Origin of the sequence: Citrobacter sp. BIDMC107, from assembly GCF_001037575.1 — a bacterium.
Classification (GTDB): Bacteria; Pseudomonadota; Gammaproteobacteria; order Enterobacterales; family Enterobacteriaceae; genus Citrobacter; species Citrobacter freundii.
The window spans coordinates 421,799-441,563 of sequence record NZ_KQ089849.1 but is presented as its reverse complement, the minus strand read 5'-3'; the positions used below and the strand labels follow the sequence as shown (position 1 = coordinate 441,563).

Genomic DNA, 19,765 nt, shown 5'->3' with positions numbered 1-19,765 from the left:
GTCATGAGTAAACTGTTAGACCGCTTTCGCTACTTTAAACAAAAGGGCGATACGTTTGCCGAGGGGCATGGGCAAGTAATGCACACCAACCGGGACTGGGAAGACAGCTATCGTCAGCGCTGGCAGTTCGATAAAATTGTGCGTTCTACCCACGGCGTTAACTGTACCGGCTCATGCAGCTGGAAAATCTACGTCAAAAACGGGCTGGTAACCTGGGAAACTCAGCAAACCGACTACCCGCGTACCCGACCTGACCTGCCAAATCATGAGCCCCGTGGCTGCCCACGCGGCGCAAGTTACTCGTGGTATCTCTACAGCGCTAACCGCCTGAAATATCCACTGGTGCGTAAACGCTTAATCGAATTGTGGCGCGACGCCCTGTCCCGCCAGCCCGATCCGGTGCTGGCCTGGGAATCCATTATGAACGACCCGCAAAAATGCCAGAGCTACAAGCAGGTACGCGGGCGCGGTGGGTTTATCCGTTCCAACTGGAAAGAACTTAATCAACTGATTGCTGCTGCCAACGTCTGGACGGTGAAAACCTACGGCCCGGATCGTGTGGCCGGATTCTCTCCCATCCCCGCAATGTCGATGGTCTCCTATGCCGCAGGTACGCGCTATCTCTCGCTACTGGGCGGAACCTGTCTGAGCTTCTATGACTGGTACTGCGACTTACCGCCCGCGTCACCGATGACCTGGGGCGAGCAGACCGACGTTCCTGAATCCGCCGACTGGTATAACTCCAGCTATATCATCGCCTGGGGCTCTAACGTGCCGCAGACCCGTACCCCGGACGCGCACTTTTTTACTGAAGTTCGCTACAAAGGCACCAAGACGATTGCCATTACGCCAGACTACTCGGAGGTCGCCAAACTGTGCGACCAGTGGCTGGCACCGAAACAAGGGACAGACAGCGCGCTGGCAATGGCGATGGGCCACGTCATCCTGAAAGAGTTCCATCTCGACAATCCCAGCGATTATTTCCTCAATTACTGTCGTCGCTATACCGATATGCCGATGCTGGTGCTGCTGGATGCCCGCGAAGATGGCAGCTACGTGCCTGGGCGCATGATGCGCGCCTCAGACCTTGTCGATGGTCTGGGTGAAAGCAACAATCCAGAGTGGAAAACGGTGGCTTTCAACCGCGAAGGTGAACTGGTTGTCCCGAATGGATCCATCGGTTTTCGCTGGGGCGAGAAAGGCAAATGGAACCTGGAACCCCTGGCGGCTGGCGCTGAAACTGAACTTTCCCTCTCGCTGCTTGGTCAGCATGATGACGTGACCGGCGTGGCATTCCCCTATTTTGGCGGCAACGAAAACCCACATTTTCGCAGTGTAAAACAAGAACCAGTGCTGGTCCGTCAACTACCGGTAAAATATCTTACCCTCGCTGACGGTAGCCGTTGCCCGGTGGTGAGCGTCTATGATCTGGTGCTGGCGAATTACGGCCTCGACCGTGGTCTGGATGATGTTCATAGCGCACAAGATTACAGCGAAGTAAAAGCCTACACCCCGGCCTGGGGTGAGCAAATTACCGGCGTGCCACGCCGTCATATCGAACAAATCGCCCGTGAGTTTGCCGATACCGCGCACAAAACGCATGGCCGTTCGATGATCATCCTCGGGGCTGGCGTTAACCACTGGTATCACATGGACATGAACTACCGCGGGATGATTAACATCCTGGTGTTCTGTGGTTGCGTGGGACAAAGCGGCGGCGGCTGGGCGCACTATGTGGGTCAGGAGAAACTGCGTCCGCAAACCGGTTGGTTGCCGCTGGCCTTTGCGCTGGACTGGAACCGCCCACCGCGTCAGATGAACAGCACCTCGTTTTTCTACAACCACTCCAGTCAGTGGCGTTATGAAAAACTCACCGCGCAAGAACTCCTCTCTCCGCTGGCCGATGCGTCGAAGTTTAGCGGACATTTGATTGACTTTAACGTACGAGCTGAACGAATGGGCTGGCTGCCCTCTGCGCCGCAGCTTAACCTTAACCCATTGACCGTCAAAGCGAAGGCAGAACAGGCTGGGTTATCTCCTGCGCAATACACTGCCCAAGCGCTGAAGTCGGGTGATATTCGTTTTGCCTGCGAGCAGCCGGATAGCGGCAAAAACCACCCACGCAACCTCTTCGTCTGGCGCTCTAACCTGCTCGGTTCCTCAGGTAAAGGGCATGAATACATGCTCAAGTATTTACTGGGTACCGAAAGCGGGATCCAGGGGGAAGCGCTCGGTTCAAGTGAGGGTATTAAACCTGAAGAGGTTGAATGGCAGTCCGCGGCGATAGAGGGCAAGCTCGATCTGCTGGTCACGCTCGATTTCCGTATGTCCAGCACCTGTTTGTTCTCCGATATCGTTTTGCCAACCGCTACCTGGTATGAAAAAGACGATATGAACACTTCGGATATGCATCCGTTTATTCACCCGTTGTCCGCGGCGGTCGACCCGGCATGGGAATCGAAGAGTGACTGGGAAATTTATAAAGGCATCGCCAAAGTGTTCTCCGAGGTATGTGTGGGACACCTTGGACAAGAAACGGATGTGGTGTTGCAACCACTGCAACACGACTCTCCGGCAGAGCTGGCGCAGCCGTTTGACATTCTGGACTGGCGCAAAGGCGAATGCGATCTCCTTCCGGGGAAAACGGCACCAAATATCGCCGTTGTGGAACGTGACTACCCCGCTACCTACGAACGCTTTACTTCACTCGGTCCGCTCATGGACAAGCTTGGTAACGGTGGGAAAGGCATTGCGTGGAATACCCAGGCGGAAGTCGATTTCCTCGGCAAGCTGAACTACACCAAACGCGAAGGCCCGGCAAAAGGCCGACCGCTGATTGACACCGCGCTGGATGCCTCTGAGGTGATCCTCGCCCTGGCGCCGGAAACCAACGGTCAGGTGGCGGTGAAAGCCTGGGAAGCGCTGGGGGCGATGACCGGACGCGACCATACGCATCTGGCGTTGAACAAAGAAGACGAAAAGATTCGTTTTCGCGATATCCAGGCGCAGCCGCGCAAAATCATCTCCAGTCCTACCTGGTCCGGCCTTGAAAGCGAACATGTCTCCTATAACGCAGGCTATACCAACGTCCACGAGTTGATCCCATGGCGTACCCTGTCCGGTCGCCAGCAGCTGTACCAGGATCACGCGTGGATGCGAGCGTTCGGTGAAAGTCTGGTGGCGTATCGTCCGCCTATCGATACCCGCAGCGTCAGTGAAATGCGCGAAGTTCCGCCTAACGGCTTCCCGGAAAAAGCCCTCAACTTCCTGACGCCGCACCAGAAATGGGGGATCCACTCTACCTACAGTGAAAACCTGCTGATGCTGACGCTTTCGCGCGGCGGCCCCATTGTCTGGATCAGCGAGACCGATGCCAAAGAGCTGGGCATTGAGGATAACGACTGGATTGAAGCCTTCAACGCCAACGGTGCGCTCACCGCGCGTGCAGTGGTGAGTCAACGCGTGCCGCCGGGAATGACCATGATGTATCACGCTCAGGAGCGAATCATGAATATCCCAGGCTCGGAAGTCACCGGGATGCGTGGCGGGATCCATAACTCGGTCACCCGCGTCTGCCCGAAACCCACGCACATGATCGGCGGCTATGCGCAACTGGCATACAGCTTCAACTATTACGGGACGGTCGGCTCTAACCGCGATGAGTTCATCATGATTAGAAAAATGAAAAACATTAACTGGCTGGATGATGAAGGTCGCGATCAGGTACAGGAGGCGAAAAAATGAAAATACGCTCACAGGTAGGCATGGTTCTTAATCTGGATAAGTGCATCGGCTGCCACACCTGCTCCGTCACCTGTAAAAACGTCTGGACCGGGCGTGAAGGGATGGAATATGCGTGGTTTAACAACGTCGAGACTAAACCGGGGATTGGTTATCCGAAAAACTGGGAAGATCAGGAAGAGTGGCAAGGCGGCTGGGTTCGCGATGTCAACGGCAAGATAAGACCGCGTCTGGGCGGTAAGATGGGCGTGATCACCAAAATTTTCGCCAACCCGGTGATCCCGCAAATCGATGATTACTATGAACCGTTTACCTACGATTATCAGCATCTGCATAGCGCGCCGGAGAGCAAGAATCAGCCCACCGCGCGTCCGCGTTCGCTGATAGATGGTAAACGGATGGACAAGATTATCTGGGGTCCAAACTGGGAAGAACTGCTTGGCGGCGAATTTTCAAAACGTGCCCGCGACCGTAACTTCGAGAAGATGCAAAAGGAGATGTACGGTCAGTTCGAAAACACCTTTATGATGTATTTACCGCGCCTGTGCGAGCACTGTCTGAATCCAAGCTGTGTCGCCACCTGCCCGAGCGGTGCTATCTATAAGCGTGAAGAAGACGGCATTGTGCTGATCGACCAGGACAAATGTCGCGGTTGGCGCTTGTGCATCAGCGGCTGTCCGTACAAAAAAATCTACTTTAACTGGAAGAGCGGTAAGTCAGAGAAGTGCATTTTCTGCTACCCGCGTATTGAGTCCGGCCAGCCGACGGTGTGTTCAGAAACCTGCGTTGGGCGTATCCGTTATCTCGGGGTATTGCTGTACGACGCCGACCGTATCGAGGAAGCAGCGAGCACTGAGCATGAAACCGATCTCTACGAGCGTCAGTGCGATGTGTTCCTCAACCCGAACGATCCGGCGGTGATTGAAGAGGCGCTAAAACAAGGTATTCCACACAACGTCATTGAAGCAGCCCAGCGCTCGCCGGTTTACAAAATGGCGATGGACTGGAAGCTGGCGCTACCGCTGCACCCGGAGTATCGCACCCTGCCGATGGTCTGGTATGTGCCGCCATTGTCACCGATTCAGTCGGTCGCCGACGCGGGCGGACTGCCGCACAATGGCAACATTTTGCCTGCGGTTGAGTCGCTGCGAATTCCGGTTCAGTACCTCGCCAATATGCTCAGTGCGGGTGATACCGGTCCGGTGCTGAGGGCGCTCAAACGGATGATGGCCATGCGCCACTATATGCGTGCGCAAACCGTAGAAGGCGTCACGGACACCCGCGCGATTGAGGAAGTGGGTTTGAGCGTTGAGCAGGTCGAGGAGATGTATCGTTATCTGGCCATCGCCAACTATGAAGACCGCTTTGTGATCCCGACCAGTCACCGCGAAATGGCGCGTGATGCCTTCCCGGAGAAAAACGGCTGCGGATTTACCTTCGGCGACGGTTGTCATGGTTCCGACACCAAATTCAACCTGTTCAACAGCAGCCGTATTGATGCCATCGACATCACCGAAGTGCGCGATAAAGCGGAGGGTGAATAATGCAAATCCTGAAGGTTATCGGCCTGCTGATGGAGTACCCCGACGAGCTGCTATGGGAGTGTAAAGACGACGCGCTGGCGCTTGTGGCCAGCGATGCCCCCATGCTTAGTGATTTTAGCCAGGAGCTGCTCAATGCGCCGTTACTGGATAAACAAGCCGAATGGTGCGAAATCTTTGACCGGGGTCGGGCCACCTCTCTGCTGCTGTTTGAGCATGTGCACGCCGAGTCCCGTGACCGTGGTCAGGCAATGGTCGATCTGTTAGCGCAGTATGAAAAGGTCGGGCTGCAGCTAAACTGTCGCGAACTGCCGGATCACCTGCCTTTATATCTTGAGTACTTAAGCGTGTTACCGGAAGCGGAGGCCAAAGAAGGACTGCAGAACGTCGCACCGATTCTGGCGTTGCTTGGCGGGCGCTTAAAACAGCGCGATACGCCGTGGTATCAACTGTTTGATGCCCTGTTGCAGCTTGCCGGAAGTCCTCTATCGAGTGACAGTGTCACTAAGCAGGTTGGCGCGGAAACGCGCGACGATACCCGACAGGCGCTGGATGCAGTCTGGGAAGAGGAACAGGTGAAGTTTATCGAAGATAATGCCACCGCCTGTGACAGTTCACCGTTACAAAACTATCAACGACGCTTTAGCCAGGACGTGGCACCTCAGTATGTCGACGTCAGCGCGGGAGGCCCGAAATGATACAGTACCTGAACGTCTTTTTTTACGATATCTATCCGTACCTGTGCGGTACGGTGTTTATCCTCGGCAGTTGGCTCCGCTACGACTACGGGCAATACACCTGGCGCGCGTCTTCCAGCCAGATGCTGGACAAACGCGGCATGGTGTTGTGGTCAAACCTGTTCCACATCGGTATTCTGGGGATTTTTTTCGGGCACCTGTTTGGCATGTTAACGCCGCACTGGATGTATGCCTGGTTCCTGCCGATTGCGGTAAAGCAGCAGATGGCGATGATTGCCGGCGGACTTTGTGGTGTGCTCACACTGGTGGGTGGCGCTGGCCTGCTGGTGCGCCGGTTGACTAACCCGCGCATTCGCGCAACCTCCTCGACCGCCGATATTCTGATCCTCTGCGTTCTGCTGATTCAATGTATTCTCGGTTTAACCACTATCCCGTTCTCTGCACAGCATCCTGACGGCAGTGAAATGCTAAAACTGGTCGGTTGGGCGCAGTCGGTGGTGACCTTCCAGGGCGGTGCGTCTGCGCATCTGGATGGCGTGGCGTGGATTTTCCGTGTGCATCTGGTTCTGGGGATGACCATTTTCCTGCTGTTCCCGTTCACCCGACTGGTCCACGTGTGGAGTGCGCCATTTGAGTACTTTACCCGCCGTTATCAGATAGTGCGTTCGCGCCGCTAATTTCCTCTGCTGCCCGGTAGCGCTAGCGCTTACCGGGCCTGGATCGCTATCCCGCTTTTTGTACGTTATGATGCTTCTCCATCCCAGGGAGAACGCTAATGAAACCACAGGTTTATCACGTCGATGCCTTTACTTCAGTACCCTTTCGCGGCAATTCAGCGGGAGTGGTGTTGCATGCTGACGGATTGAGCGAAGCACAGATGCAACTTATTGCTCGCGAGCTGCGTCATTCGGAAACCGCATTCCTGCTGACCAGTGACGACAGCGATGTTCGCATTCGTTATTTCACGCCGACGGTCGAAGTTCCTATCTGTGGACACGCTACCGTCGCCGCACATTATGTGCGCGCCAAGGTGCTGGGTCTGGGCAACAGCACCGTCTGGCAAACCTCGCTCGCCGGTCGTCATCGGGTCGATATTGAAGCAAGTGACAATGACTATCGCATCAGCCTTGAACAAGGCGTACCTGGATTCGAAGCTCCGCTGGAAGGTGCTGTACGTGCCGCGATAATCGATGCACTGCACCTGAGCGAAGACGATATGCTGCCCGGATTTGCCTGCCCTGACCGCTATCAGCAAGCAAATTGGCTGTAACGGTTTCTTCCCTTTTCAAATTCGCAAGGGCGAAAACGCCACCGATGGCCGCATGTTCTCGCCTGCTATTGGTATTGTGGAAGATCCGGTTACCGGCAATGCCAACGGTCCAATGGGCGCGTGGCTGGTTCAACATGGGTTGATGCCGCATGACGGAAAAACGCTACGTGTTCAGGGGCATCAGGGCCGCGCGCTCGGGCGTGACGGTATTGTTGATGTGACGGTGGCTATCCGGGAAAACCTGCCGGAAAAAGTGACTATTACCGGTTCGGCAGTGATCCTGTTTCACGCCGAATGGGCGGTAGATTTTTAATTGTTCCCGTAGGCCGGATAAGGCCTACAATCAAAACAGACAAACTAAAGCGAACTTTAAAATCGACCATAGGCTTAAGTTCTTCTTATTGGGCAGAGCCAGTAAATATTTTTGCGAAAAAGAATTTAGAATCTGTATTCTCAATGCGCGACATAAGGAGAACATTTAAAACCTTGTCTGGAACGCTCCACTTCACAGAGAATGAAAAAGATATTGTTAATCAACATGCTAATAAAATCATCGGAAAAAACATTATGACAGATATGATTATATTATTGAGAAACGTGAAACCACGTTAAAATGGGAGAAGGCATTACAGGTTCCACTGTCAAATGACGGGCTTAATGAGATTAATCTCATCATAGAAAAGAAAAAGAGTTTACGAGGCATTTATCTAATGAATTTCAATTAAACTGGTTATAAAAGGCCTGAATTATTTTAAAAAAGATTCAGGCTTTTTTTATAATTTGCGATGGCAGTCACAATAATTAAATTACAAATAGTTTGATATCATACTTTCTTTAGTCTTGATATTTAAAATAAGGATTTGCCATATGAGTTTCTGGGATGCTAAGAAAGGATTTTTATTATCTCCGGGAGATAGAACAAGTTGTGGTGGTTATATTTTAGAAAATTCCGACCTTCCTGGTATTAGAGGAGTTAAAATAGCATGTGAGGGGGATGAGTATATATGTGGTTTTGATGGTCAACGATACCAAATTGAGGGTGGCGTACCAAATGACTCACATATAGAAGCAAGCAGGATTTTATATAGAGACACCTTCAAAAGTGCATTTGATAACGATATTGATCATGAAGGTCGAAAAATAACACCTTCTTCAGAAATATTCAGACAAATGCAAGAGGAAACCGGTTTACATAGACGCTCGCATGATTCACTTAGAGACTTCGATGAAAGATTTGAACACGATGATTTTATTGGTATGGCTGGAGGGATAATACTTGGACGGAAAAAAATCATTACTGGAGAAAAGAAAAATAAATTCTTAACTTCAAATTTTAGCACAGGTTTTCGAACAAGGATTCCCAAACATTTATTTGATATTTACTCAAGGATGGGGCGAGATTTATCAGATTATGAAACCGAAATAATATGTCTCCTTGCAGGTTCCGCACACAGCAGAGGTTCATGCAAATGTCATTGCAGGTTTACACCGCATTTTAATATAACATACAGATATGATGAATACCTTTTGTCCAGTTTTCAGTCAGTAAATAGTACCAGTAATTCAATACCTGATACACCACCTGTACGGCAGCAGCGCCCCCCAGAAGCAAGACAAACGGTAGAACCTGGTTTTTGTGTAGTACCAGATCAAACATCACCTAAGAAATATGAGTGTGAGTTAATAGTCAATCCGCCATCAGGAGTAAAAGAGTTATACCGCAAGCTAAATCCAGAAATGGAAAAAAAACCAGGCTCTATATTGATTGTTGTTGATCCTGAAAAGCAAGATCAAAAGCAGATTCAGACTCTGCAAAAAGCACGAGATAAAATTGATAAAGCACTTGAACCTCTTACTATAGAGGAAGCAAAACTTTTACACGATAACAGAGCCGTCGTAGATACATTTTCATATCAGCTTTATGGAGATTATTTAGGTAAGGCCGGGGATGGTTTTGGATATATAAGTGAAATAGGCAAAGGATACTATGAAGAGATAAATGATATATTAAAAGAAATTGAAGATCTATACAAAAAAACTTACACGCATAATAATGGAAAAATATCTGGAGAGGAGTTTTTTGGACAAAGATCGAGGCTTTTTAAAAGATTGGATATTGTATTAAATAAGTTCTCTAAATCACAATTAAATTTAGAAGAATATAACAGTATAAAGAAAGCGCTGGGCCTCTCAACATCTTCTGTTATGCATAAGTGGAACCAATCTGGAGTCGATAATATTGAAGGATATGCGAATTATATTGAACATTCTTCCAAATTGATAAAAATAATAAAAATGTAGGATACATTGGTGTTGGCTTAGATTTTGCTGGTTATTCAGCAAATGTATATGACGCTTGTTCCAGAGGCCGTGAAGATGCTTGCAAAAAGGCTGCAATTACTGAATATAGTAAGTTTGGTTTTAAACAGGGGACGAGTATGGGGGTTGGTTGGGCCAGTGGTTTAGCTGCGCGAGGTGCCTGCATGTGGGTTCTTGGGCTAGTAACTACGGAAGTGGGCGCCGTAGGTGCTAGTTTATGCTTTGTAACGGGGGTTGGCGTAAGTATAGGAACCGCAAAAGTTGTCGAGGATAGTGCTGAACATTATGGTGAATTATTCGGAGAACATATAATTTATGAGCAATTATTTAAAAAATAATCCAAACTTTATTTTATATTTAATAACATTCTCCATGATTGGAATGTTACTTATTGTTATTATTTCATTGGTAAATAAAAAATATTATGCTATGGTTGTTGATTTATATATTAAAAAGTATAATAGATTGCCTATTATGGCAGGATTAGCAAAAGAAGCTAGCCTGATATTAACACCAGGGTCATACCATGCAAAAGTTGGTTTTATTATGGATTCATTAATATTGCCGTATAACAAGTTTTCTAATCATGATATGACAATAGAGCAATATAATTACATTAATTCCTTACCAATGAAATTAACTATTGGATTTAGAATTGAGGGTTTTCTTTGGATTATATCGATTCCACCAATGTTAATAGGATTTATTTTACACGCATTATTTGAATGATAATTCAAAGGGACTCCATTGGAGTGCTTGTTATTTTTTATTTCAATGCCCCATAAATCTGATCAACAATCCAGCCATATGTAGCAACAGGTAGTAACCCGCTTACAAATACATTCGGATTTACTTTAGGGTCTGCCGGATAAGGCGATGACGCCGCATCCGGCACTATTCTCACCCCCTATTTCCCCGCCTCTGGATGCGTATCAAACGCAGCCATGACCGTCGCCAGCTCATCTTCGGTAAACCCATGCTTCACGTCATCCACGCCCAGTCCAAACTGTTCCTGCAGCAAGGCATACAGGCTGGCGACATCGGGCAGATTAATCTGCTCTACCGCACGACCATCCTGATAACGGGTGAAATGAAAATTGGTCAACGTCAGCTTACCGCCGTCCGGAAGATGACGACACATCAGCAAATGATGACGAAAATGCGATTGTGGCCAGTGCGCGGACCAGAAATTGCCCATCAGATAATCGCTCTGGTGCTGTACAACCAGGTCAAAACGGTACATTGATTGCCAGTGATCGTGATGGCGGAACTGCAGGATCCAATCGTCCCCCTCCTGAACCAGACGATATTCGCCGTGTGGCGTTTGCTGCTCAATGTCGGCCTGCAGACGAATCGGCGCCGTCAGCGTTTGCCCGCCGAAGCCAACGTCGGCGATCCACTGCTCTCCCTGTAATTCAACCAGCAACAGACGATGCGTGCGCGGCGGCAGACTTGACGGATTTGCCAGTACCACACGACCGAGAAGGCTGCGTACGTTAAAACCGATTTCGCGTAACGCGCGCTCAAACACTCCATTCTGTTCAAAGCAATAACCGCCACGACGCGCCGTCACCAGCTTCTCTTCCAGCGACAAATCGTCAAGCTGCATCTCTCTTGGCAGTAATACATCCAGGTTTTCAAACGGAATCGCGCCGTTGTGCAGTAAATGCAGCGCTTTTAAAGTTTCAATGTCGACGCTGGCCGAATCTGACCAGCCAATACGGGCAAAATAAGCGGTTAAAAAAGGCGTCATAGGGAGTTCCTGTTCGATTAATGCAGTACTTATAACGCATTTTTAATTTTACGCCGTCGATTTTGTGCGTTGTTCCTCCAGACGAGGCGACAAAATCGCTAATACCGTTAATATCTATATCTATTGTGGTGTGTTATCTCTCAGCCCAGGAGCATCCATGAGCCATTTCCGTTCAATCGAATTAAAACATGCCAGTCGGCTGCTTAACCACGGCCCTACGATACTGATCACCAGCCGGGATGAGCATACCGAGCGGCGCAATGTGATGGCGGCGGCATGGTCAATGCCGGTAGAATTTGAACCGCCGCGGATTGCAATTGTTGTTGATAAGACCGCCTGGTCGCGTGAACTGATTGAGCGTAGCGGCAAGTTCGGCATTGTTATTCCGGGCGTGGCCGCCACCAACTGGACTTACGCGGTGGGCAGCGTTTCCGGTCGCGTGGAAGATAAATTTAACTGCTACGGTATTCCGGTGGTAAAAGGTCCGGTGCTGGGATTACCGTTAATAGAAGCGAAATGTCTGGCCTGGATGGAGTGTCGCCTGTTGCCTGCAACGGCGGCACAGGAAAAATATGACACCCTGTTTGGGGAAGTGGTCTCGGCTGCCGCTGATGAACGAGCTTTCGTGGAAGGACGCTGGCAGTTTGATGATGGCCAACTCAATACCCTGCATCATCTTGGCGCCGGAACGTTTGTCACCAGCGGGAAACGCATAACAGCGGCTGAATAATACGGGCGCAATAATCGCCCGTTCTCTTTCACATGCTGTAGCCGGGTTTTTTAATCAGCCTCGTCATCTGTGGCGCAATTTCCGCATCCCACACGCTCTGCCACTCCCCTGGCTCAATTTCATTCAGCGCCACGCTCACTGAACTCTCTTTGCTTTGTAAATGACGAATAATGACTTCGGTAATATCCGCCGCCAACGCGGCCTTCTCTTCTTCGTTCAAATCGCGAGGAAAACATTTGATATCAACGTGCGGCATGCCAGGTTCCTTAGTGTTTTGGGATGCAGGTAACTTATGCGGACTCTCGTTCAACCAGGTGAAATCCGACATCAATAATATCGTCTTCACGTGGAATTTGTTCGATACGATCGAGGCGACGCGTTGTCCAATAGCCCGTCGGAGCTCGCCCGCTGTTCCGGGATTTGCACTCCTGCGGAACAGCGTTTTTTTATTCAAATAATCTTATTGCTTTTCAGTACAGTACGCAGCCTCGGATGCTGACAAACTGCATCAGCGATAGCGCTAATATTCGGCGTGTTGTCCTGAAACCAGTCATGCCCTGGCCCCCAGGTGCGCATAACGGCAATATATACGTCCAGTAGTGTTAGCTGATCCCCGAATGCGTACGGCTCGGCGTTTAGCTGATCGTTCAGCCACATATAGAGGGATTTACGGTACTCAATGCAGTTCTTTTTCAACTGCGCCGGGGCGTCCGGTACCCAGCGTTCTGGATAGTCGGCATAGGTAAACGTGGGATAGACATTTGCTACCAGCCATATCAACAGACGCTGAAACTGCTGGCGTTCGGCGTGTCCAACGGGTGGTGAAAGTTCAGGGCGACGATCGAGGATCATCAGCGCGATCGCCGCCGTTTCTGTCATCACACTGCCATTTTCCAGTACCAGCGTGGGCACCTGGCATAGTGGATTCATCGTCTTAAGCAACTCCCGCTGAGGGCCATCACTGTCAAAACCGTCGACATTAATAAAATGATAAGGGATCTCCGCCAGTGTGAGCATCACTTCACTGATGGCCGATCCCCAGCCCGGTACCCCATAGACCTTAATCATGCTGCAATCCCCAAAGTTAAAACCCTAAGTGTAGAGCAGCATTCGGCAACCTATGCAGACATGATTATTACTTTCATAATAACAATGGTCGAATACCGGGGGAGAATAAGCCATGCGTTCCAGTATGTTTGAATATATGAACATTTTTGTACAGGTTGTTGAGCAAGGTGGATTTGCCAGAGCAGCAGACGTGTTACACCTGCACCGCCCTGCAGTGACCAAAGCTATCCAACATCTTGAAGACGATCTGGGAGCAAAGTTGCTTAACCGCACGACTCGTAAAGTGAGTCTGACAGAAGAAGGTGACGCTTTTTACCAACGCACAAAAATCCTGCTCAGTGACGTTGATGACATCATGGCTTCTTTCTCACCCACCCGCCCTCCGCGCGGAAAGCTTAGGGTGAATGCCCCCCTGTCGCTGGCTCACTCGGTATTAGTCCCGGCCCTGAACGATTTCCAGTCGCGCTACCCGGATATTGAGATTGTCCTCACCTCCACCGACCGCAGAATCGATCTGCTTGCCGAAGGTATCGACTGCATGATTCGCATTGGCGAGTTACAAGACTCTTCTCTGATTTCACGGCGGCTTGGTGAGGTAAAAATGGTGACATGCGCGTCACCGGATTATCTGCAAAAACACGGCGTACCGCAGACGCCAGAGGATTTATCCCGACATCAGGCAATTAACTTTTTCAGTGAACGTCATCGTGAAGCACTGGAATGGTCCTTCGTCCGTGAGGGTGAAACCGTGTCGTTTATCCCCACAGGTCACATCAGCGTTGATAACTCCGACATCCTTTTGACAGGCTGTTTATCCGGACTCGGTATCATCCACGGTGTGCACGCGGTACTGGCCCCCTGGATCCAGTCGGGCCAGCTCGTAGAGGTGCTGGCCGATTATGCTGGGGAATCAAAACCCGTTTCCGTGCTCTACCCGGACAGGCGTCATCTTGCCCCCCGCGTTCGGGTGTTTATTGACTGGCTGTATGCGCTTTTTACCGAGCAAAAATCGCGCCTACAGGGATTATTATAATCTGAGTAATAGTGAAGTTCCGCAACGGCGGTTTTTCACCCTCATCTGAGCCGTTAAATTGTGCAGACCCAATACAGAACAATTTACAGAGGTTTGCTATGTCTAAGGTCGTGGTTTTTAATCAATCAGGTGGCGCTGACGTCCTGACAATTGAGGATATACAGGTTCCGGCGCCAAGTGCTGATGACGTTCAGATCCGCGTGCGCGCAATCGGCATCAACCGGGCGGAAATTATGTATCGTACCGGCCAGTATATTTACCAACCCAAATTCCCGGCGCGTCTGGGCTATGAGGCTTCTGGCGTTGTTGAATCCGTGGGAGACAACGTGCGTGAGTTTGCGCCCGGCGATAGCGTCAGCGTCATCCCGGCTTTCAGCTTCCATGAGTATGGTATGTACGGTGAAGTCGTCAATGCTCCAGCCCATGCTGTCGTCAAACATCCAGAGAATCTTAGCTTCGAGGAAGCCGCGGCGAGCTGGATGATGTATGTGACCGCTTTCGGCGCGCTGGTTGAATATGCGGATATTAAGCCTGGTGATAACGTGCTGATCAATGCTGCTTCCAGCAGCGTCGGACTGGCGGCAATTCAGATTGCTAACATGCGGGGAGCAAAACCGATTGCGATGACGCGCACCAGTGAGAAACGTGCCCAGCTTCTGCAACTTGGCGCGGCAGAGGTTATCGCCAGCCAGGAGCAGGATCTGGTGGCGGAGATTAACCGGATCACTGACGGCAAAGGTACCCGCGTGGTCTTCGATCCGGTCGGTGGCCCTGGCGTGGCAAAAATTGCCCAGGTGATGCCTGCCGGCGGACTCTTTTTCCAGTATGGCTCTCTTGATGCGCGTGATTTGTCGATTCCGGTAATTGAGATACTCGGTCGTCATCTGACCTTCCGCGGCTATGAGATTTTCGAAATCACCGCGGACGCAGAAAAACTTTCGCGGGCGAAACGGTTTATCTTTGAAGGACTGCAATCCGGTAAGCTCAAACCGCTGATTGATAAAACCTTTGCCTTTGATGATATCGTTGAAGCACATCAATACATGGAAGCCAACGGTCAGGTGGGCAAAATCGTCGTCACCCTGTAATCCTTGTGCGGCACAGTCTTGTGCCGCAAATTACCCTCAAAGCACTTTCGACAAAAACTGCTGGGTGCGCGTGTGGCGTGGATGATTCAACACCTGCTCGCTGCTGCCCTGCTCGACGATTTTGCCATCAACCATAAACACCACCTGATCCGCCACTTCCCGAGCGAAGCCAATCTCGTGCGTCACCACCACCAGCGTGGTTCCCGACTTCGCCAGCGCTTTGATGACATCCAGGACTTCGCCCACCAGTTCAGGATCCAGTGCAGATGTAGGCTCATCAAACAGCATGACGCGCGGATTTAGCGCCAGTGCACGGGCAATAGCGATACGCTGCTGCTGACCGCCAGATAAGTGACGCGACCAGGCATCGGCTTTATTGCGCAACCCTACCGCATCAAGCAGCGTTAATGCCCGCTCGGTGGCGGCTTTACGCGATGCCAGTCCGTGCGCAATGGGTGCTTCAATCAGGTTCTCCAGCACCGTTAAGTGCGGGAACAGATTAAAGTTCTGGAACACATAGCCGACGTTAACCCGCTGGCGCAAAATTTCCGCCTCTTTCAGCTCATACAGCTTGTCTCCCTGCCGACGATAGCCAATGTAATCGCCATCGATTTGAATAAAACCCTCATCGACGCGTTCCAGATGGTTGATGGTACGCAGGAGTGTGGATTTCCCTGAACCGGACGGCCCGAGAATGACCGTAACCGTTCCGGGAGGGATCTCCAGCGACACATTATCCAATGCTTTGTGGCGACCAAAGTATTTGCTGACGCCGGTAATAGAAATATGACCTTCAGGCGAGTGGGACATGGACGGCCTCCTGCTGTGGACGTTGACGACTGCGTTTTTCTGCACGGCTCACCCGGACGGTGTTGATCGCTGAACGTCGTTCGCTGCGTGCCAGCGCACGTTCGACCAGATGCTGAATAAGCGACAGAATGCTGGTGATCACCAGATACCACACCGCACCCACCATCAGCAGCGGGATCACTTCCTGCGTGCGGTTGTATATCATCTGGATGGTGTAGAACAGCTCCGGCATTGCCAGCACGTATACCATCGCCGTCCCTTTCGCCAGGCTGATGATTTCATTGAAGCCAGCAGGCAAAATGGTGCGCAGCGCCTGCGGCAGAATAATCCGCAGCGTACGTCGCCCTGCCGGTAAGCCCAGTGCTGCCGCTGCCTCGTACTGACCGTGATCAACCCCCAAAAATCCACCACGTATAATCTCAGCGGTATAGGCGCTTTGCACCAGCGTCAGGCCAACCACCGCAGTGGAAAACTGACCGAGTACATTGATGGTCTCAAAACTTCCCCACTGAATGGGAGTAAACGGAATACCAATCGTCAGCGTGTCGTATAGATAGGAGAAGTTGTACAGAACGATTAGCACCACAATCAGTGGTAACGAACGAAACAGCCAGATGTACCCCCAGGCCAGACAGTTCAACAGCCAGGAAGATGAAAGCCGCGCCAGCGCCAGCAGACCGCCGATGAGAATACTCAACAGCGTCCCGATAAGTGTCAGTAACAGCGTTTGTCCAAGACCAGACAAAATCACCGGATCGAAGAACCAGCGGGCAAACACACTCCATTCCCAGCGCGGATTAAACGCCACAGACTGGAGAATCACCGCCAGGGCAAACAAAGCAATGATCGCGCCAACGGTGCGCATGGGGTAACGCGCCGGTACGACTTTAATGCTATCTGTCGTTTTCATCTTCTCTCCTCAGGCGATTCTGGCCTGACCGGCAATAGTCAGCAGTTTGGTAAAGCGCAGTCGTCCATCAAACGGTGGCTGGCTGTACTCTTCGGGATTGCGCGTCGTATCAAATTGCGGATCGTAGCCCTGGCTTAAATAAAGTCTGACGGCCTCCGGCTGGCGAAATCCTGTGGTCAGATATATCCGGCTGTAGCCCGCGAGTAGCGCCCGACGTTCCAGTTCCTGCACTACACGCGCCGCAAGTCCCTGCTGACGCAGGCTGCTTTTTGTCCAGATACGCTTAATCTCGGCAGTGTCCTTGTCGTAAGGTTTGTAAGCCCCGGTGGCGATAATTTCACCGCCACGCTCCAGGACCACAAAAAGTCCCTGCGGTGCCAGATACCATTCGGTCAGTTCCACTTCAGCGTCACGAGAAAAATAATCGCCATAGCGGGCAGCATACTCACCGAACAGACCGTTCAAAATGGGCTGTAGCTCGCTGGCTTCAGGTGAGACCACGCGAAATTGATCGCTCACGATAACCTCCTTAGTCGCCTAAACCGGCCGGGTTGATTTCAGATTGCGGAATGCGTTCCACCCCTTCTCCCCAGCGACTCAGCACCTTGTCATAGGCGCCGTTGCCAATTACGCCGTTGAGGGCGGTTTGTACCGGCAGAACCAGACCGCTGTCCTTTTTCAGCGTCACAGCGATGTGTGCCGCTTTTGGCCAACCGCCATCAACACTACCCACCAATTGCGTTTTACCGTTGAGTGCAGCTTTCCATGCGCCGATTACATTAGGACCGAAGTAGGCATCGGCGCGACCTGACTGTAGGGCCAGGGTTTGCGCGGCATCATCTTTGGTATACACCGGCGTAAACGGCTGTAACCCTTTCTTCACGTTCTCATCGTTCCAGGCCAGCAGGATGGCTTCCTGGTTCGTCCCTGAACCGACGATAATGCGCAGTCCAGCGATATCTTCCGCCTGCTCGATTTTCTTCAGCTTGCTACCGGTTTTGACATAAAAGCCAAGAGAGTCTTTCCGATACGTCGCGAAATCGAATTTTTCTTTGCGTGCTTTGGTGACGGTAATATTGCTGATCGCGGCATCGTATTTGCCGGAAGTGACGCCCAGCGGCCAGTCTTCCCATGACGTAGGTACGACGTTGAGTTCCAGCCCCAAACTGTCAGCCACCAGACGCGCGATGTCCGCCTCGCTGCCGATCAGCGTCTTATTGTCATCGGCAAAGACGGTCAGCGGCGGTTGACTGAGCCCGGCAATCGCCACGGTGAATTTGCCCGGTACGGCCAGGTGCAGGTTTGCGGGCAATTGCGCAATCGCCTGCGGATTCTTTGCCGTATTGATCGGCGTTTTATTGGCTTCCAGACTTACGCCCGTGCCGTTAATCGTCACATCATTTGCCCAGACAGTCGCGCTGAAAGCCAGCGACAGCGCGAGGAATACTGATTTTTTCTGCATAGCGTTTTTCTCTTATTGTGCGAATTGATTTGCAGGTGTCGTTAATCCCAGGCTTGCGCGCAGGGTCGTACCGGGATATTCATGGCGGAACAGGCCCCGCGCCTGAAGCACAGGGACAACCTGTTCGACAAAACGCGGGAAGGTATCCGGCGTTCCGCCCTGGATAATAAAACCGTCTGCGGCTTTCTCGTCGAACCACTGCTGCAGGCCGTCGGCGACCTGTTCCGGCGTGCCGCTGAAACGCGGACGTGGGCTGGCCGCTTCCAGAGCAACCTGACGGAGTGTTAAGCCACGCTCGCGCGCGTTGCGTTTGATCTCATCAGTCGTACTGCGAAAGCTGTTTTGTCCGAGAGAGCCAAGATCCGGGAACGGTGCGTCCAGCGGATATTGGGCAAAATCATGATGTTCAAAGTAGCGGCCAAGATAGTTCAGCGCGTCGGTAACGGAGACCAGCGCAGCGGTAGTCTGATACTGCTGCTCAACGTCCTCTGCGCTGTCGCCAACAATAATACTGACGCCCTGGAATATATGCAGTTGATCGGGATGTCGTCCGGCGATTTCCAGCTGACTTTTTACATCCTGATAGAACGCCTTAGCCTCTGCCAGAGACTCCTGATGGGTAAAAATGGCATCAGCATGCTGCGCCGCTAATTTCTTGCCATCTGCTGAAGCTCCCGCCTGAAATATAATCGGACGACCTTGTGGCGTACGCCCAATATTTAACGGCCCGGCGACCTGAAAATAATCTCCATGATGGTTTAGCGTGTGCAGTTTATGCGGATTAAAAAATTCCCCGCTTGTTTTATTACGGGTAAAAGCATCGTCTTCCCAGGAATCCCACAGTCCTTTCACTACCTGTAAATATTCATCGGCAATACGATAACGCTGAGCATGCTCCGGATGCTCAGCGCGAGAATAGTTTTTTGCCGATCCTTCCAGAGGCGACGTAACCACGTTCCAACCCGCACGCCCCTTGCTGAGATGGTCCAGGCTGGCGAACTGCCGTGCGGTCGTAAACGGCTCGCTGTATGATGTAGACACTGTGCCAACCAGTCCCAGATTCTGGGTGATGCTGGCCAAAGCGGATAATACTGTCAGCGGCTCAAAACGATTTAAAAAGTGCGGGATTGATTTTTCATTAATATACAGGCCATCGGCGACAAAAATAAAATCCAGCTTCCCTTTTTCCGCAATAAGCGCCGTCTCTTTGACAAAATTAAAATTAATACTGGCATCGGCCTGAGCCGCCGGGTGGCGCCATGCGGACATATTTCCCGATGCGCCATGCAGAATAGTTCCGAGCCGTAGTTGCCGATTTTCAGCCATAATAACCCCTACCCAA

General features: G+C 51.2%; 15 protein-coding genes and 4 pseudogenes. 10 read left to right on the top strand and 9 right to left on the bottom strand.

The window, feature by feature from the left end; translation table 11 throughout:
- Positions 1-3: 3 nt before the first annotated feature.
- The 7 genes and pseudogenes from SK39_RS22965 to SK39_RS22935 all read left to right on the top strand — a co-directional run bounded on the left by SK39_RS22965 (position 4) and on the right by SK39_RS22935 (position 10,298).
- Positions 4-3,744 (top strand): nitrate reductase subunit alpha, encoded by a 3,741-nt coding sequence (locus SK39_RS22965; RefSeq protein ID WP_003843700.1) that lies wholly within the window; start codon positions 4-6, stop codon positions 3,742-3,744.
- A complete protein-coding gene (gene narH / locus SK39_RS22960) occupies positions 3,741-5,285 on the top strand; it encodes a nitrate reductase subunit beta (RefSeq protein ID WP_003020103.1) in 1,545 nt (514 codons plus the stop codon). Before SK39_RS22965 ends, narH begins: the two co-directional genes overlap by 4 nt.
- Positions 5,285-5,980: a nitrate reductase molybdenum cofactor assembly chaperone gene (narW, locus tag SK39_RS22955; protein ID WP_003836210.1), complete on the top strand. Its 696-nt coding sequence runs from the start codon at positions 5,285-5,287 to the stop codon at positions 5,978-5,980. Before narH ends, narW begins: the two co-directional genes overlap by 1 nt.
- Positions 5,977-6,657 carry a respiratory nitrate reductase subunit gamma gene (gene narI / locus SK39_RS22950; protein ID WP_003020109.1) on the top strand — a complete coding sequence of 227 codons (681 nt, stop codon included), beginning with the start codon at positions 5,977-5,979 and terminating at the stop codon, positions 6,655-6,657. The genes narW and narI overlap by 4 nt, the downstream gene beginning before the upstream one ends.
- 98 nt (positions 6,658-6,755) lie before the next feature.
- Positions 6,756-7,563 (top strand): annotated as a pseudogene (locus SK39_RS22945) (PhzF family phenazine biosynthesis isomerase).
- A 554-nt stretch (positions 7,564-8,117) separates the two neighbouring features.
- Positions 8,118-9,551: a PAAR domain-containing protein gene (locus tag SK39_RS27655; protein ID WP_231593830.1), complete on the top strand. Its 1,434-nt coding sequence runs from the start codon at positions 8,118-8,120 to the stop codon at positions 9,549-9,551.
- Positions 9,552-9,884: 333 nt separating this feature from the next.
- Positions 9,885-10,298 carry a hypothetical protein gene (locus SK39_RS22935; protein WP_016150261.1) on the top strand — a complete coding sequence of 138 codons (414 nt, stop codon included), beginning with the start codon at positions 9,885-9,887 and terminating at the stop codon, positions 10,296-10,298.
- 37 nt (positions 10,299-10,335) lie between these two features.
- Here the strand turns inward: SK39_RS22935 and SK39_RS27650 are convergent.
- Together SK39_RS27650 and nhoA are read right to left on the bottom strand one after the other, a co-directional pair.
- Positions 10,336-10,434 (bottom strand): annotated as a pseudogene (locus SK39_RS27650) (hypothetical protein); the annotation flags it as partial.
- 42 nt (positions 10,435-10,476) lie between these two features.
- The gene (gene nhoA, locus SK39_RS22930) at positions 10,477-11,322 is read right to left on the bottom strand and encodes an N-hydroxyarylamine O-acetyltransferase (RefSeq protein ID WP_003843702.1); all 846 of its coding nucleotides are present in this window, start codon (positions 11,320-11,322) and stop codon (positions 10,477-10,479) included.
- Positions 11,323-11,479: 157 nt separating this feature from the next.
- Between nhoA and SK39_RS22925 the strand changes: the two genes are divergently transcribed.
- A complete protein-coding gene (locus SK39_RS22925; protein WP_032935711.1) occupies positions 11,480-12,052 on the top strand; it encodes a flavin reductase family protein in 573 nt (190 codons plus the stop codon).
- Between the two features lie 28 nt (positions 12,053-12,080).
- Here SK39_RS22925 and pptA read toward each other — a convergent pair whose 3' ends face one another.
- The 3 genes and pseudogenes from pptA to SK39_RS22915 form a co-directional block, all read right to left on the bottom strand.
- A complete protein-coding gene (gene pptA / locus SK39_RS22920; RefSeq protein ID WP_003843703.1) occupies positions 12,081-12,308 on the bottom strand; it encodes a tautomerase PptA in 228 nt (75 codons plus the stop codon).
- 34 nt (positions 12,309-12,342) lie between these two features.
- Positions 12,343-12,449, bottom strand: a pseudogene (locus SK39_RS27645) (GntR family transcriptional regulator); the annotation flags it as partial.
- Between the two features lie 53 nt (positions 12,450-12,502).
- A complete protein-coding gene (locus SK39_RS22915; protein ID WP_048217557.1) occupies positions 12,503-13,120 on the bottom strand; it encodes a glutathione S-transferase family protein in 618 nt (205 codons plus the stop codon).
- Between the two features lie 112 nt (positions 13,121-13,232).
- Here SK39_RS22915 and SK39_RS22910 point away from each other — a divergent pair, with 112 nt between their 5' ends.
- Together SK39_RS22910 and SK39_RS22905 are read left to right on the top strand one after the other, a co-directional pair.
- Positions 13,233-14,153, top strand: a complete 921-nt coding sequence (locus tag SK39_RS22910) for a LysR family transcriptional regulator (protein ID WP_046670704.1) — start codon at positions 13,233-13,235, stop codon at positions 14,151-14,153.
- Positions 14,154-14,251: 98 nt separating this feature from the next.
- Entirely contained in the window at positions 14,252-15,241 is a 990-nt protein-coding gene (locus SK39_RS22905; RefSeq protein ID WP_048217556.1) for a zinc-dependent alcohol dehydrogenase family protein, read from the top strand.
- A 36-nt stretch (positions 15,242-15,277) separates the two neighbouring features.
- On the opposite strand, the gene SK39_RS22900 is transcribed toward SK39_RS22905, so the two are convergent.
- The 4 genes and pseudogenes from SK39_RS22900 to SK39_RS27640 all read right to left on the bottom strand — a co-directional run bounded on the left by SK39_RS22900 (position 15,278) and on the right by SK39_RS27640 (position 19,749).
- Positions 15,278-16,051: an amino acid ABC transporter ATP-binding protein gene (locus SK39_RS22900; RefSeq protein ID WP_003836184.1), complete on the bottom strand. Its 774-nt coding sequence runs from the start codon at positions 16,049-16,051 to the stop codon at positions 15,278-15,280.
- A complete protein-coding gene (locus tag SK39_RS22895) occupies positions 16,035-16,961 on the bottom strand; it encodes an amino acid ABC transporter permease (protein ID WP_003836182.1) in 927 nt (308 codons plus the stop codon). Before SK39_RS22895 ends, SK39_RS22900 begins: the two co-directional genes overlap by 17 nt.
- Positions 16,962-16,970: 9 nt before the next feature.
- Positions 16,971-17,480: a GNAT family N-acetyltransferase gene (locus tag SK39_RS22890; RefSeq protein WP_048217555.1), complete on the bottom strand. Its 510-nt coding sequence runs from the start codon at positions 17,478-17,480 to the stop codon at positions 16,971-16,973.
- Positions 17,481-17,490: 10 nt separating this feature from the next.
- Positions 17,491-19,749, bottom strand: a pseudogene (locus SK39_RS27640) (NtaA/DmoA family FMN-dependent monooxygenase).
- Positions 19,750-19,765: the final 16 nt, after the last annotated feature.

Excerpts from the sequence above, each read along its gene's own strand:
- nhoA (WP_003843702.1), bottom strand. The coding sequence starts at position 11,322 with ATGACGCCTTTTTTAACCGCTTATTTTGCCCGTATTGGCTGGTCAGAT.
- narH (WP_003020103.1), top strand. The coding sequence starts at position 3,741 with ATGAAAATACGCTCACAGGTAGGCATGGTTCTTAATCTGGATAAGTGC.
- SK39_RS22965 (WP_003843700.1), top strand. The coding sequence starts at position 4 with ATGAGTAAACTGTTAGACCGCTTTCGCTACTTTAAACAAAAGGGCGAT.
- narW (WP_003836210.1), top strand. The coding sequence starts at position 5,285 with ATGCAAATCCTGAAGGTTATCGGCCTGCTGATGGAGTACCCCGACGAG.
- SK39_RS22935 (WP_016150261.1), top strand. The coding sequence starts at position 9,885 with ATGAGCAATTATTTAAAAAATAATCCAAACTTTATTTTATATTTAATA.
- SK39_RS22910 (WP_046670704.1), top strand. The coding sequence starts at position 13,233 with ATGCGTTCCAGTATGTTTGAATATATGAACATTTTTGTACAGGTTGTT.
- SK39_RS27655 (WP_231593830.1), top strand. The coding sequence starts at position 8,118 with ATGAGTTTCTGGGATGCTAAGAAAGGATTTTTATTATCTCCGGGAGAT.
- SK39_RS22915 (WP_048217557.1), bottom strand. The coding sequence starts at position 13,120 with ATGATTAAGGTCTATGGGGTACCGGGCTGGGGATCGGCCATCAGTGAA.
- SK39_RS22925 (WP_032935711.1), top strand. The coding sequence starts at position 11,480 with ATGAGCCATTTCCGTTCAATCGAATTAAAACATGCCAGTCGGCTGCTT.
- SK39_RS22900 (WP_003836184.1), bottom strand. The coding sequence starts at position 16,051 with ATGTCCCACTCGCCTGAAGGTCATATTTCTATTACCGGCGTCAGCAAA.
- SK39_RS22895 (WP_003836182.1), bottom strand. The coding sequence starts at position 16,961 with ATGAAAACGACAGATAGCATTAAAGTCGTACCGGCGCGTTACCCCATG.
- SK39_RS22905 (WP_048217556.1), top strand. The coding sequence starts at position 14,252 with ATGTCTAAGGTCGTGGTTTTTAATCAATCAGGTGGCGCTGACGTCCTG.
- narI (WP_003020109.1), top strand. The coding sequence starts at position 5,977 with ATGATACAGTACCTGAACGTCTTTTTTTACGATATCTATCCGTACCTG.
- pptA (WP_003843703.1), bottom strand. The coding sequence starts at position 12,308 with ATGCCGCACGTTGATATCAAATGTTTTCCTCGCGATTTGAACGAAGAA.